At 62.6% G+C, this 13,830-nt stretch carries 9 protein-coding genes; 5 read left to right on the top strand and 4 right to left on the bottom strand.

The genetic code is table 11. The annotated features are described in order from the left end of the window. Nucleotides 1–1,659 precede the first annotated feature (1,659 nt). Nucleotides 1,660–5,526 carry a tetratricopeptide repeat protein gene (locus AB4Z46_RS34450; protein WP_442288048.1) on the bottom strand — a complete coding sequence of 1,289 codons (3,867 nt, stop codon included), beginning with the start codon at nt 5,524–5,526 and terminating at the stop codon, nt 1,660–1,662. A 505-nt stretch (nt 5,527–6,031) separates the two neighbouring features. Between AB4Z46_RS34450 and AB4Z46_RS34445 the strand changes: the two genes are divergently transcribed. Next, nucleotides 6,032–6,526 (top strand): flavin reductase family protein, encoded by a 495-nt coding sequence (locus tag AB4Z46_RS34445; protein ID WP_442288047.1) that lies wholly within the window; start codon nt 6,032–6,034, stop codon nt 6,524–6,526. 17 nt (nt 6,527–6,543) lie between these two features. Here the strand turns inward: AB4Z46_RS34445 and AB4Z46_RS34440 are convergent, their stop codons facing one another. After that, nucleotides 6,544–7,200, bottom strand: coding sequence for a TetR family transcriptional regulator (locus AB4Z46_RS34440; RefSeq protein WP_442288046.1), 657 nt, complete (start codon nt 7,198–7,200; stop codon nt 6,544–6,546). Between the two features lie 15 nt (nt 7,201–7,215). Between AB4Z46_RS34440 and AB4Z46_RS34435 the strand changes: the two genes are divergently transcribed. The 4 genes from AB4Z46_RS34435 to AB4Z46_RS34420 are packed head-to-tail and all read left to right on the top strand — an operon-like array spanning nt 7,216 to nt 10,398. Further along, the gene (locus AB4Z46_RS34435) at nt 7,216–7,542 is read left to right on the top strand and encodes a hypothetical protein (protein ID WP_442288045.1); all 327 of its coding nucleotides are present in this window, start codon (nt 7,216–7,218) and stop codon (nt 7,540–7,542) included. Between the two features lie 27 nt (nt 7,543–7,569). After that, nucleotides 7,570–8,595 (top strand): LLM class flavin-dependent oxidoreductase, encoded by a 1,026-nt coding sequence (locus AB4Z46_RS34430; RefSeq protein ID WP_442288044.1) that lies wholly within the window; start codon nt 7,570–7,572, stop codon nt 8,593–8,595. Beyond that, a complete protein-coding gene (locus tag AB4Z46_RS34425) occupies nt 8,592–9,386 on the top strand; it encodes an alpha/beta fold hydrolase (protein WP_442288043.1) in 795 nt (264 codons plus the stop codon). Before AB4Z46_RS34430 ends, AB4Z46_RS34425 begins: the two co-directional genes overlap by 4 nt. A 28-nt stretch (nt 9,387–9,414) precedes the next feature. After that, the gene (locus tag AB4Z46_RS34420) at nt 9,415–10,398 is read left to right on the top strand and encodes a Bug family tripartite tricarboxylate transporter substrate binding protein (RefSeq protein WP_442288042.1); all 984 of its coding nucleotides are present in this window, start codon (nt 9,415–9,417) and stop codon (nt 10,396–10,398) included. Nucleotides 10,399–10,740: 342 nt separating this feature from the next. Here AB4Z46_RS34420 and AB4Z46_RS34415 read toward each other — a convergent pair whose 3' ends face one another. Continuing rightward, nucleotides 10,741–10,926 carry a hypothetical protein gene (locus AB4Z46_RS34415; RefSeq protein WP_442288041.1) on the bottom strand — a complete coding sequence of 62 codons (186 nt, stop codon included), beginning with the start codon at nt 10,924–10,926 and terminating at the stop codon, nt 10,741–10,743. A gap of 564 nt (nt 10,927–11,490) precedes the next feature. Then, complete coding sequence (locus tag AB4Z46_RS34410; RefSeq protein WP_442288040.1) at nt 11,491–12,963, bottom strand: DUF1254 domain-containing protein; 1,473 nt, start codon at nt 12,961–12,963, stop codon at nt 11,491–11,493. Between the last annotated feature and the right edge of the window lie 867 nt (nt 12,964–13,830).

Genomic DNA, 13,830 nt, shown 5'->3' with positions numbered 1-13,830 from the left:
GAGGGAAGTTCCGCTTTCATATTTACCTTTAGTCCAAAGATCCTGATCCGTGCACGATTGCAGCGGCTCGCGCGATGATGACACCGACCCCAATGGGTTGGCTACTGCCCCAAAGGGCAGTGCCGATGCATCTTGGTCTGAGGTACTACGTGCCGCATCGGTTGAGTGGGAGACGCTCGCCTTGCTTCCGAGTCGAAGGTCCGATGGAAATCGGCGTGTCCAAGGAGCCCAAGCACGCCTATGTCAGCTTGTCTCAACAGCGGACCGTGATCGGCGCGAGATGAAGGTCTGCAGTTGGCCGCCAGCGGTCTTCCGAGCGCGTCCCGTGGCCTGCTTGCCTGGGCGGATGACGAGGTAGTTCAGCGGCGCGCCTCAGCGCCGAACGACGGCAGCGCCGTTCGGCCCTACGCAGCCAGCGCGGTAGACGCCCCGAGCGCAGGTGACTGGCGCTGGCGCTGGGCGTACAACCACGGCAGCAGGCCGGACGACCACCGGCCGCTTCTCGACAACAACGGCGCCATTGGGGCCAGCGCATCCCGCGCGGTAGACGCCAGCTACGCAGCCAGCTGCGGAAGCGCCCAGGGAAAACAAAGCCATGACGCCAAAAGCGGCTGAGGCGGCAAGTTTGTGTGAGGTCGACATGGTGCGTGCCTAGTGAGGAGGTTTCGGAGAAGAATCCGGCCGTCAAACGCGCGTAAGTCCGGTCGGGCCTACAGCATAGTCCACCCTTACATATTCTCACGGTCTCATCAGCCCACTCGCGGCGTGCGAGCCGTGTTGGCCAGCAAGGCGGTCAGTTGGCCGGCATCACCACGCTACTCATAGATCGCGTAGAAAATGGATGAGCCCCGCGTTCACTTCATCGGGAGCTTCCTGAGACAACCAATGGCCAGCCCCCGGAACCTTGACGGACGCCCTGAGATTCGGCACCAAGGCGGGCATTGCCGCAATGATGTCCTGCATACCCGGCATGGCAAGGCCTGTGTCGCGTTCACCGACCATGTATAGCGCCCCGGTACTTCCACGCGTAGCCCCTGGAAAGCCGCATCCGATTCCCAGTTTCGGTCCAGATTGTTGACGACCCTGAGGTCGCGAGTCATCTGGCGCGGCTTCGCGACGGTTGACGGCCCGACTGTGGCCTTTCGGCTACCAGCTGCTTCGGGCCCCAAGACGGCTGTTCACGCAAGGACCATCGCCGGAGCCAGGCCACTCGCAACTGGCGTCGGCTGGTCCTGCGGGTGTGGTGGATTGTGGACGGAACGGGCGGGGAAATTCAAACTGTGCTACGAAGGGGGTTCAAGGTAGCCTGGTCGATCTGCTCCCAAGTCTTTGATTCGAAACGCATCAGGGTTCCGTCCTGGGCACCGATCGACATATGGGACGGCCAGCCGCTTACCAAGCTTCGACGATCGCGCGATGCCATCGAGCGGCGCGACGCCCTGAGCCCAATGGCCGCGCTGGATTGGAAGGCGACACCGAATGACTGCTACTGACCCGCGGGTGTGCCGCCGACAGCCCCCACCAGTCACCGCCCCCCGCTTCTTGGACGTCGCACTGAACTCTTCATGACGAATCCGCTTGGGTCAGGCAGCAATGTGGGCCGTCCAGCTCGCGTTGCTTGGTAGCCTTCAGGGCCCTTCTGGCACGCGCGTGTCCGGATCAGTTGTCAGGCAGCACCGGCCCTTGGACTTCGTTCAACAGCCGTTCTGCGAGGTCGAGGTTCGCCTTGATGTCATTCGCATCAGGGGATAGAGCGAACGCATGGGCCAAGGGGTCGATGGCCTCTCGATACACCGAAGCGAGTTGCGGTGAATTTGCACCGAACGACTTGGCGATCGCCGCAGCATTGATATTGCTAACTCCGATAATGCAGAGGACCTCAAGGTCATCGGGTTTGCTCTCGCGAATGAACCGCGCGACCGTTGCTGAGTGGACATATTGCTCAAGGGCAAGCCGGTAGTTCGGCCGTCGGAAAAGTAGATCTGCAAACTCGTAAGACGCTTGCATCAGCATTCGAGCCGAGTTGTAAGCTTCGGCGTCGATCGACCCGGCGCGGCCAAGAGCGGCGATGGCCTCGCGGAAGTGGCTATCGGACTCGGTCAATTTTCCGTCCTCGGCAAGCCGTTGGCCCAGCTTCAGATGGACGAAGCCCAGGTTGTGCCATTGGCTGGCACCATCCGGTTCGATTCGCACATGGTGGCTGTAAGCCTCTACAGCCTCTGCAAATGCCGCGTTCGCCTCCGCCCGGCGGACCGGATCGCGGTTTAAGAGCGCGGCGAGTTGACGATTGGCATAGCCGGTCGAGTTCCAGAGATTCGCATCGTCGGGAAACTTCTTAACGCTTTCGTCGAGAATCTCAATGCCTCGCATGAAGACCCGCTCGGCATCGACCAACTCGCATCGCGCCATCAGTGCATCGGCGCGATTCAGAAGGATATTGCTGATGCTGTCTCGAATATCAATGCGGCCTGGCGCTATGGTTAGTGCCCGTTCGTAGGCAGCAATTGCATTGTTGAAGGCCTCATCGGGAGACCCCGGCCCATGCGTCTTCAAGTGTTCGACTAGCAGCTCATTTGCGAGCGCGAGTCGGCGCCATGCCTCCACGTCATTGGGTCTCAGTTGCGTCATACGAAGCAAAGCCTCGCACCCTTCGATGTGTACCGCTTCCGCGTCCTTCCACCGTTCAAGCGACTCTAGACATTGGGCCAGTCCGCGCAGCGTGCTCGCAAGATTGGAGTAGGCATTTGCATCGTTAGGCCCCATGCTTAGCACAATGCGATAGTCGGTTACCGCTGCTTGATAAAGTGCTTCCGCACTGACCAGATCGGATCGACTAAGAAGGAGGTCCGCCAGCGAAGATCGCGCGATGCCTGCATTTGTGCGCCCGGCCATGTATTGCGGTGCTAGTTGGAAGATCCGTTCAAAGCAGTCGATAGCCGCGCCATAGGCGGAGATGGCTTCCTCGGCACGTTCGCTGCGGCGCAGCGTGTCGGCGAGTTGAGACATCACTGTGCCCTTGCGGCTCAATGCGCCCAGATGGTCCGGACCCCCGAGGTCCAATGCCCTCTCGAGCAACGTCAATGCGACCCGACCCAAGGCTTCGGACGTCGCGAAGTCACCCTTGGCGTATGCCATCCTTGCCAAATCGTTCTGAACGTTACCGTAGTTGACCCATGCCGTCAGGTCGTTCTGCTCCGTTCGCGTCACGTCGCGGTAGACCTCCAGTGCCTCGGCGACGAGTGTCTCGGCTGTAGCGTCAGTCTTATCACGCGCCAGCAACATCAATGCAAGGTGACGTTTCACAGAGGCCTGGTTGGCGCGGAAAGCTTCCTTCCTCGGTTCGTCAATCAAGGCTTGGCGATAGCTGTTGGCGGCCGCTCTTAGCAAACGCGCCGCCTCGTTTGCATCACCTGATTCCAGAATCACATCCGAAAGTGACCGCTGACAGTTTCCCAAGCTGTTCCATACGTTGCGATCGTTCGGCGCAACCGCCAGGGCCCGCTCGTTGGTCGTGATGGCTTGTCGAAACAGAGTAGCGGCGCGAACGTATTCGGTGCGCACTTCGCAGACGCGAGCCAGCCCGAATTCCGAATCAGCAAGTCGGCTCAGATCGATGACGGAATCGGGAGTACGGCCTAGGGTATTTGCGGCACGACCGGCTGCAGCATCGTAGGCGGCCTCAGCAAGGTCGAGCCGCGACAGAGTCATCCAGTACGTCCCGGTTAGCCAAGCGACATCTGAAGCGTGCGACGAATCGTCAATTCCGGCTTCGTCGGTCATGCCGATCAGCGCCTGGCGTAACGCATGCCGCGAGCGTCGACCTGCTTCGCGAAAGGCTGCGACCCAAGCCTCAGCACCTGTTTCGAGATCGACATGACAATGGTGAAAAAGCGCTTCTGCCGTTGCAAGTTCCTCGCCGTTCGCAGCGCGCTCGTCAAAGATGGCCACCAACGTCACATCGGCAGTCGCAACTCTTTCGTCGTCGCGCGCCCGCAGGATCCGACGCACCAGATCATGGATCCGGTAGCGCGTGTCGACGCCAGCGACAGAGGCCTCGGTCGTACCGATTTCGCTGACAAAGGAATATCTGACTAACCGCTGAAACGTGGCGTAGTCTTTTGACAATCCCATGCGGTTGGCAAGTTCTGAGTAGACCGCCCAATCGAAGGATCGAGCGGCGCTGAGAGCTCGGACGGCGTCCTCGGTTTGATCGTCGCAGTACTTCAGCAGGCGGTCGACCAACATGCGACCCTTGCCGTTTCGGTCGGGTGCCCCGTCGAACGTCTGCTGTCGAAAGTCCTGCGGTGTGACTTCAATTCCTCGCTCCGTCATGGTGAAGTAGGTGTCTGCACACAACCCCAGATAGAGGGGATGATGTTGGCCAGGTTCGACCTCTGCCACCGCCATCAACGCCTCGCACATCAAGGCGTTCTGGATACCGGCTTTGGCGAGGTAGTCTAGCGAGTCAGCCATGCTGAGTTCGCCGATCAAGTTGTTGTCGATATATGGCGCTGGGATCTCCGTCCCTGGCGATGCCTCAGGCCAACGCGGCCGCTCCCTGCCAGCCATCACGACGACGATCCCGGCCGTGAAGTCCAGGCTGCCTAGGAAAAGCCTCAGCCAAAGATCGCGTTCGTGGAAGGCACTGCTGCTTTCAGACCTACCAGTTCTGCCCCAGAAGGCCTCGTGCGTGTCGAAAAAGAACACAACGCGTGAATGCGTCGATCTGGATTCCGACAACCAAACGTTAATGTCGCGCGCTAGCAATCGAGGCAGTTCCAGCGGCAACTCGCTCGCCGGATCCATACTCGCAAGACGCAGAGATTCGGTCTCATCCACATTCCGGCGCGCGAGCCGTTGCGTGATCTCTAGGTCCAGCGATCGGCCCCAGGCCATACCGACGGCCATCTTCAATAGCTTTGGAGCGACTGATACCAATGGAATGTCATCCAGCGTTTCGAGGAGTTGGGTTGCCACATCGAGATGGGCAGAGCCGAAGTGCTCTTCCAGCTTGCCCTTGTGCAACTGACCGTTCTTGTGAAGCCATATCAGCAGTCCGTAGTCAAACACCGGAGATTTGAAGCCAAGCTCGGCCAGTTGGCGCCGGAGCTCAGTCAGGGCCGACACTGGTTCGCGCCAGTCGTTCAGCCATCGAGCGGGCCCCCCGAAATCCAGGGATACGGCAGGCAGAAGCGTCGCATCGCGGGCGGAGAGTGCTGTGTCGATCAGGCGCAGTTCTTCCTGTTTGCGATCGGGAGTAAGGGCGTTCCATCGGTTGGCGTCAAGGACATCCGGCCAGCGGTCGGCGCTTGGCAACCTTCGACAATAGTCACGTCGAAGCTTGTGCAAGAGCAAGGTCTTTCCGTTGCCGCCGTCCCCGTAAAAGAAGAGGATTTTCTCGATCGGATCGATCGCATTGATATAGCGGACGAACGCCGCACGGCTGTCGATTCGATCGCAAAAGAGATCCAGCGCTCGTGATACCTGGTTCGTGACCGAGGTTGTGGCCTGGGAGTGAATCGGCATTGAAATGACCTCGTTGAAGTCTAAAACGGTGCTCGGCTCGGCTCGCGCTCCGGATCGACGCTCGGAAATGCCCTGGCGCGACGTCTTTCGAGCATACTGGGTGGCCGTTGATTTTCAGTGATAGACAGGATGGCATGCAGTCGTTAGGCTGTCGATTCGCCCCTCCACCTCTCAATGCGTCATATCGACATTTCGGTCGCTGGYGATCGCCCCGAGCACCTCGATCACTCCCACTCCATCATCAGCGTAGGGCGACATTGCCGCCTCCATTGAGTCGACTGCGGTCGGGCTTGGTACCTGCCGTCGACCCTCTCCATCCTTCAGCCACCTTGCGCTGATCGCGCTGCAGGCGAGCGACATGCTGGACCCGCGCTTTTCTGCCGCCGCGCGCGGCCCGGGTGACCAAGTTGACTTTCTCCCCGCGCTCAGCTCAGGTATTCGCATGATACATACCGAGCATTCGGTATATTTCGCTGAGCAACATCAATGTTTAGGAGACCGAACCATGGAGCCATGCTTCGATGCGCGCGACCTGCGAAAGGCCTTCGGTCGATTCGCCACGGGCGTGACCGTGGTCACCACCGTGCTGCCAGACGGGCAACGGATCGGCTTGACAGCCAACTCGTTCACCAGTGTCTCGATGTCCCCGCCGCTGGTCAGTTGGAACTACCGGCGCGAGGCGCTCGGCTTCGCTGCCTTCGTGCAGGCGCAGCACTTCGCCGTCCACGTGCTGGGGCAGCACCAGTTGCACCTGTCGCCCCAGTTCGCCTCGTCCGTGCCCGACCGCTTCCACGGCGTGGACTTGGAGACCGGCCTGGGCGGCGTGCCGCTGATCAAGGACTGCGCGGCCACCTTCGAATGCCGCCAATGGGCTACGGTCGAAGCCGGCGACCACGTCATCCTGCTCGGTGAAGTGCTGCGCTACATGCACAGCGAAGCGCCTCCGCTGGTGTTCCATGCGGGCGGGTATCTGCAGTGGCCGCAGGCCCAGTGCGCATGAGGCCCCGCGCCGCGGCGTCAGCGCCCAATGCGGTCGCGTTCATCGGGATAGCGCGCCATGACCTCGCGCCACATGCGCAGGACCGCCGCATCGCGCTCGCGCCCGCGCAGGAACGAACCGAGCGCAAGGCCGCGTACCATGACCACCGACAGCTCCATCGCTCGCTCGCTCCACTCGCGCGAGTGCCGCGCCTGCACAAAGGTTCGCAGCCAGGCGGCGTTCACCGCCTTGCGAAACACATCAGCCGCCGGGCGCATGGCCTGCAGCAGGTCGTCGCACGTGCGCGCCGCGTTGACCAATTCGTGCTGCACCAAGTAGCGCTGGCCGGAATAGAACCGGTAGCTGTCGTCGATGAAGGCCGGCAAGGGATCGGACTGCGCGACCAAGGAGGCGGCCGCCGCGACCGAATCCACCGTGGCTTGCTCGTAGGTGTACACGGCCGCGGCGATGACCAGGTCCAGCTTGGTCTTGAAGTGGTGCACGCGTGCACCGCTGGACACGCCGGCACGCTCGTTGATCTCGGCCGTGGCCGCTCCCGCATAGCCTTTCTCCGCGATGCAGTCGATCGTCGCAAGGATCAATCGCTCGCGCGTGGCGTCGCTGCGCTGTTCCTGCGTGGGTCTGGGACTCTTGGCTTTGGGCGGCATACGCATATCAACAAACATACCGAACATTCGGAATCATAGAACATGATCGTGCATCTGAACACCGCAGGCCACCTCACGCTGGCCGAACCGGACGACTTCAAGCGACTGCATTGCGCATTCGTCCCGCCCGCCTCAGAGGCTCCCGTCGTGCGTGCGCAGCTTGCCGATCGCGTCGAGCTGGAAGGCACCGAGGCCGCCTGGATCGGCCTGGACTGGATGCGCAGCAGCGCCTCGGAACCGCGCGCCGCATGGCTGCTTGAGTTCGATCGAATGATCGAATGGGCAATGTCCCGCGGCTGGATCAGCCCCGATGGGCAGCGCGTGAAGGCGCACGTGGTCTGGGGCGCCGGGGATGTTCAGCGGCCCTGATGAATTCAAAAGACGAAAGGACTCGCAATGAAAATCGGAATCTTCGACCACCTGGACCGGCGCGACGTGCCGCTGCACCGGTACTACGCCGACCGACTGGAGCTGGTCTCGCTCTACGACCGGCTGGGCTTCTACGCCTACCACGTCGCCGAGCACCATGCCACGCCGCTGGGCATGGCGCCCTCCCCCTCGGTCTTCCTGTCCTCGGTCGCGCAGCGGACGCAACGGCTGAAATTCGGCCCGCTGGTCTACACGCTGCCGCTGTACCACCCGCTGCGCGTGGCCGAGGAGATCTGCATGCTCGACCACCTGAGTCATGGCAGGCTGCAAGTCGGCGTAGGCCGGGGCATCTCGCCCATCGAGGTGGGGTTCTACGGCGTCGATCCTGCCAAGTCGCAGGCGATGTACATCGAGAGCTACGCCGTCTTGATGCAGGCGCTCACCAGCGAGGTGCTGGATCACGAGGGCGAGTTCTTCCGCTTCAAACAGGTGCCCGTCGAGCTGCGCCCGCTGCAGCAGCCGCATCCGCCGATCTGGTACGGCGTGGGCAACGCGGACGGCGCCGACTGGTGCGTGGCGAACAACGTCAACGCCGTCGTCAACGGTCCGATCGCCCGTGTGCGCGAGATCACCGACCGCTTCCGCGCGCAATGGGCCGCGGCCGGCAAGGCCGAGAGCGCGTTGCCGCTGATCGGCACCAGCCGGCATGTGGTCGTGGCGCCGACGGATGCCCAGGCCCTGACGATCGCGGCGCGCGCCTATGCGCGCTGGTACGCGAGCTTCATGTACCTGTGGCTGCGCCATGGCAGCGCGCCGCAGTTCGCACCGTTTCCCGAGAGCTTCCAGGAAGCTCAGAAGCTGGGACTGGCCGTGGCCGGCAGCCCGTCCACGGTGCGGCAGTTGCTCGCCGAACAGGTGGATCAGGCGGGCGTCAACTACCTTCTCTCGCGCTTCGCCTTCGGCGACTTGACGCCCGCCGAATCGACCGCCTCCGTCGAACTCTTCGCCGCGGAAGTGATGCCCGCGCTGTGCGAAGAGGTCGCCGTCTCATGAGCGCAATCCCCGGCCAGCCGTATCTGCCCACCTTCCTAGCCGCGGGGTCACCCGAGGCGCGCACCCTGGTATTGCTGCACGGGATCGGCTCGACCGCGCTGGGCTGGCATGCCCAGTTGCAGGCCTTTCCTGGACGCCGGGTGCTGGCCTGGAACGCGCCTGGCTATGGCGACAGCATGCCGCTGCCATCGACCCAGCCGGTGGCGCAGGACTATGCGCTGGCCCTGCTCAAGCTGCTGAACAGCCAGGACCTCGGATCTATCGCGTTGGTGGCCAGTTCGTGGGGAACGCCGATCGCGATCGCGCTGGCTGCGCTGCACCCCGCGCGGATCACGCACCTGGTGCTGAGCGGACCGACCGCCGGTTACGGTGCCCTGCCCCCGGCGCAACGCTCGGCGCTGCTCGCGGCGCGCGGCGAGCGCGCAAGAACGGCCGGCATCTCGGCCATGCTGGAGCAGGACGCGCCGCGGCTGCTGGCGACGGACCTTCCTGCTGAACGACGCCTGCAGCATGTCCTCGCGCGCCAGGGCGTTACGCTGGAGGGCTACCTGCAGGCGCTGCACGCGCTGGCGGCGGCCAACGCGCCGCGCGCGCTGCGGGACGTTGTCTGCCCCACGCTGATCGTATACGGCGAGCAGGACGCGATCGCGCCGCCGGCCGAGCACGCCCTGCGGCTGGCCGAGGCGCTGCCCAGTGCGCAGTTGCACGCTTTCCCCCGGTGCGGCCACCTGCCGCATGTGGAGCTTCCGGAGCGCTTCAACCATCTGGTCGAGGCCTTCATCGATTCCTGAAACCATCTCACCAAAAGGAGACATCGTCATGCAAATCAACCGTTCCATGCGCGCGCTCGGCATTTCCGCGCTGCTGCTCGCCACATTGGCCGGCCCGCTGGCCGCGCAGACGGCCTGGCCCACCCGCACGGTCAAATTCGTCGTCCCCAGCAATGCTGGCGGCAGCCCCGACCGCGTCACGCGGCTGCTGGCCGAACGGCTGTCCAAGAAGTGGGGGCAGCCGACCATCGTGGAGAACAAGGCCGGCGCCACGTCCATCATCGGCACCGACTTCGTCGCCAAGGCGCCGGCCGACGGCTACACGCTACTGTCCACCTTCACCTCGCTCGTGCAGGTGCCGGCGCTGTTCAAGCGCGTGCCCTACGACACCGAGCGCGACCTCGTGGCGGTCACGCAAACCGTGGCGGTGGACGTGCTGTTCCTGGTGCGTGCCGATTCGCCGTACAAGACCCTGCAGGACTTCGCCGCGGCCGCCAAGACAGCCAAACCGCCGCTGAGCTACGGCTCCTTCGGCAACGGCTCGTCCTTCCACATCTATGGCGAGAAACTGGCGCAGGCCATGGGCATCGACCTGACCCATGTGCCGTACAAGGGCGAACTGCCGTCCACGTCCGATCTGCTGGGCGGACAGCTCAATTCGTCTTTCGCCTCCGTCGGCACCGCATTGCCGTTCCTCACGGACGGCCGTCTGCGGCCGCTGGGCGTCGCCTCGGCCAAGCGCTCGCCGGTCCTGCCGAACGTGCCGACGCTGGCCGAGCTGGGCGTGAACATGCCCGACGTCGTGGGATGGTTCGGCGTACTGGCGCCGGCCGGAACGCCTGCGCCCATCATCCAGAAGGTCGCTACCGACATCCGCGAGATCCTGACCCAGCCGGACATCGTGAAGACGCTGCGCGATCAAGGGCTGGAGCCGGTCGCCAGTTCACCCGAGGTGTTCCAGCGCCGGCTGCAGAGCGATCTTGCGCAGTGGAAAAAGCTGCTGCCCGAGGTCGGGATCAACCCCGCCGATTGAAGTGCTGCCGGCTGTGCCTGCTACCTGCTACCTGCTACCTGCTACCTGCTACCTGCAGTAGATCCGTCAATTTATGGTGATGCCTCAACCCCGCAATCAGACGCGCTGTGTCGGCGCGGCATTGTCACGTTGTCGATCGCGCAAGCTTCCTAGATGCAAAAAACGACGAAATCGCTCTATCACGGGCACCGGTTTCCGGCGGTGGTGATCCGCGTCTGCTTCAGGAATACAGCTCTCTGAAGGCTTTCTCGGGCTCATGAGGGACCGCTGGTTCGGTCAGTGACCGCAGCCGCATGCTGCCTTTCCTGCCGGCGCCGCAACGGAGAGTCGAGGGCCGGCGGGCTACTTGGAGCTCCCGCGACCGATGAGGTCCCACGCAAGGCCGGCAACCCAGCCGATGCCCACCAACCATGCCCCGGCCTGGACGGTGTCGATGTCGCCCGGCACGGCCCAGTGGATCACCATCGCGAGCACCAATCCGGCAAGGGCGCCAAGGCAAGACCAGGGTGAAACGAGAGCATCAAGCATTTGGTCGGTCTCGGAGAATGTCTGGTCCTGGCCGCATTCTGCCGTAGCGGCTTGAGCGACACCTCAGCGCAAACGATTACCCAGAAATCTTCCGGCGAGGTAAAGCACAGCGAGCGTGGGTACTCCGAGCACAAGATATGCGGCTCCCCACGACAGGGGCTCGATGAGCCACTCGAGGCCGAGCGCGTCCAGAGCTGCGGCTTGAAGTGCAATGGGAATCTGAAGGAATACGAATCGGCCCTTCGGGTCGCCGCTGCTTGTGATGGCCAGCGCAGCGCACACACCAACGATAGTTCCGTACAGAGCGCAAAGCGCGAGGCCGAGGCGACTCATTGTTTTTGTTTGTCCGTAGGGTCTTGTGCCTGTGGCGGGGCTCAAATCTTCGGAGAGGTCGAATGTCTCCTCATGGCCGACTGTAGCCTGTCGTGACCTCGGAACCCTTGGCCCCAAGCGGAAATAGCCACCGCTCGATCCGGCCGCTGAAAGCAGCCGCTCGCGCGGACTAACCAAAGGCTATTTTTTGCCGTGCTGCCCAGAGGGACCCCGAGCGCAGCCAAGAGCTCGTCAGGATTGCAACTCGATCTCGCCCGGCCGCCAGGTCTTGTTGAACCACGGTTCCAGCGGGCCGTAGAGGCGCAGCAGCATGAACCAGCCCTTGCCCGGAATCGTCTGCACCCAGTTGTTCTCCATTCCCGCCGGAGCCTTCGGTCCGAAGTAGACATCCACCGAGCCGTCCGCATTGGTCTTGACGCCCTTACTCTGGCTGCTGACGCTCGGGGCTTTTTGATCGGTTTGCACCATCGAGCGGGTCTGGTTGTCGTAGACGATGACTGACCAGAAATCCTTGACCGGGACGTTGGGCGGCAGGCGCAGCTTGTAGTTCTTACCGCCATCCAAGGGATTGCCCGTCGCATCCTGGACCGACCAGGGGTACTGCGACCCACGGCCCACCATCTTTTCCTCCATCGCCGGCGTCACGGCGATGGCGAAGTAGTAAAAGAAGACGGCACCGTCCAGGTTGCTGACGCCGGGCGCCGACTCGAACTTATAGCCGCCCAGGAACGGCAGGCGCCACGCACTGCCGGGATAGAAATACGCATCCTTCGGGCGAATCTTGAACGCGATCGTGCGTGCCGTCACGGCGCCGATATTGGCGGCGTCGGTAAGGATCTTCTTCATCCGCTCATCGGGAGCAAAGGGCTTGCCCTTGACGATGCCGATCGAAGCGAACAGGCCCAAGGTGGTGGGATCGGAACCCTCCGCCGGCTCTTCCTGTATGACCTGGTTCAACAAGCTCCAGAACGAATAGTCACCCGGCGCGACGAAGTTCGATGGGAGCCCGGAGGCATTGACGAACTTCATCTTCGGCGGGTTGGCGGCTTCGGCCAAGGGATAAAGCCGCAGGTTCTTCTTGGCCGAATCGACCGCGGGTTGGGTGGAGCCGTCTACGAGGAAAGAGCGAAAGACGAAGTAGCTGCCGAAGGTGCTCGGCCGCAAGACGTGGTACCCGCCTGGTACCTCGCCCTTGAATCCGGGCGGCAACAGGAGGTACTTGCCGCCCTCGCCCTTGTCGGCCCCGGTGATGCCGATGTCGCCCACCCACTTGTACCAGAAGTCGTCGACCGTCCCGAGCACCTTGGGCGGAATCTCGGCCACCACCGGACCCTTGCTCGTGTCGACCCACATGAAGTTGTAGATCGTGTTGTCGTTGCCAGTCAGCGCGACGGTCTTCGAATCCATCAGACCTTCCCAGATCACGTTGGTCTGGTTATCGGGTCCGAACTTGCGCAGCGAGTCGCGCATGCCGGCCTGATTGACGATCGGAATCGCGAGCAGATAGGCCTGAAGCGCGCGCGAACGGTCCAGGTTGTCGTAGATCTTGTCGACGGTTTCGGCCGACGGGTAGCCGTAGTCGAGGTTCAGCATTCCGATCGAGGACTCGATCTTGTTCGGCACGGCGACGCCCGGCGCGATAGGTGTCGTCATCTTGTAGGGCTGCGCGGAAGCCGTCGTAGCGATGGCGGCGGCGATCACCACGCCAAACAGTAGCTGTTTCATGACTTTTCGAGTCCTCTTGTAGATCGGTTGGCGGTTTGGATGGCCAGGCTGGTCAATGATTCTTGACGTACCCAAGCCACCCATTGATGGTCTCTAACGGCTGGTATAGGAGCAGACGCTTGTAGGTCCGGTTGTGGCCGGCACTTCGTCACAAAGAGGGAATCCAGGCATGGCGAGCCAAGGCTCCGCTTGAAGCCCGCATCGCCCGGTTCCGACGCTACTTACGGACGACTGCGGCGCCGTTAGGCCCCGCGCAGCCTGCGCGGTAGACGCCATTGACGCAGCTGACCCTCGGCGGCGGGGGCTTCTTGACCACGACCGCGCCGTTCGGACCGGAGCAGCCCGCGCGATAAACGCCCTTGACGCATGCTCCCGCCGAGGCATCAAGCGGCAGCAGGGCGATCATTCCCAAAGCTGTCGTCGCAGCCAGTAAGTGCCTGTACTTCAAAGCTTGCTCCTGAAAGAAAGGTTGGCGACCGCGATGAATACCTGCGGTTGCGCCCTGCGCAGAGAGTACCGATAAAAGCATCCGCCCGCACCTTCCCCAAAGGGCAGTAGAGCGGGGCGAGCCCACGTTGGCCAGTTTGATGCACGCGCTTCGGAGCAAGCGTTCCCGATCCCGAAGTCGATTGTTATTCGCACGCCGCGAACGTCCGCTGACCGGCGAATTTTGCGGCGCGGTCGACCGACCGCTTTTGGCTGCGGATTCAACCGGTCGATGCAACACACTGATGACTGCCGTAGGCAGAAGGAGTGTTGCAGATGGCGTACCGGACACGAACCTACTACACAGACAGCCAGAAGGCATTGATGTGGGAGCGATGGAGGGAGGGATGGACCCTCCAT

This window comes from Variovorax sp. M-6, from assembly GCF_052114385.1.
Classification (GTDB): Bacteria; Pseudomonadota; Gammaproteobacteria; order Burkholderiales; family Burkholderiaceae_C; genus Variovorax.
This window is presented reverse-complemented; position numbering and strand designations above follow the sequence as displayed.

Excerpts from the sequence above, each read along its gene's own strand:
- AB4Z46_RS34440 (WP_442288046.1), bottom strand. The coding sequence starts at position 7,200 with ATGTTCGGTATGTTTGTTGATATGCGTATGCCGCCCAAAGCCAAGAGT.
- AB4Z46_RS34450 (WP_442288048.1), bottom strand. The coding sequence starts at position 5,526 with ATGCCGATTCACTCCCAGGCCACAACCTCGGTCACGAACCAGGTATCA.
- AB4Z46_RS34415 (WP_442288041.1), bottom strand. The coding sequence starts at position 10,926 with ATGCTTGATGCTCTCGTTTCACCCTGGTCTTGCCTTGGCGCCCTTGCC.
- AB4Z46_RS34420 (WP_442288042.1), top strand. The coding sequence starts at position 9,415 with ATGCAAATCAACCGTTCCATGCGCGCGCTCGGCATTTCCGCGCTGCTG.
- AB4Z46_RS34430 (WP_442288044.1), top strand. The coding sequence starts at position 7,570 with ATGAAAATCGGAATCTTCGACCACCTGGACCGGCGCGACGTGCCGCTG.
- AB4Z46_RS34445 (WP_442288047.1), top strand. The coding sequence starts at position 6,032 with ATGGAGCCATGCTTCGATGCGCGCGACCTGCGAAAGGCCTTCGGTCGA.
- AB4Z46_RS34425 (WP_442288043.1), top strand. The coding sequence starts at position 8,592 with ATGAGCGCAATCCCCGGCCAGCCGTATCTGCCCACCTTCCTAGCCGCG.
- AB4Z46_RS34435 (WP_442288045.1), top strand. The coding sequence starts at position 7,216 with ATGATCGTGCATCTGAACACCGCAGGCCACCTCACGCTGGCCGAACCG.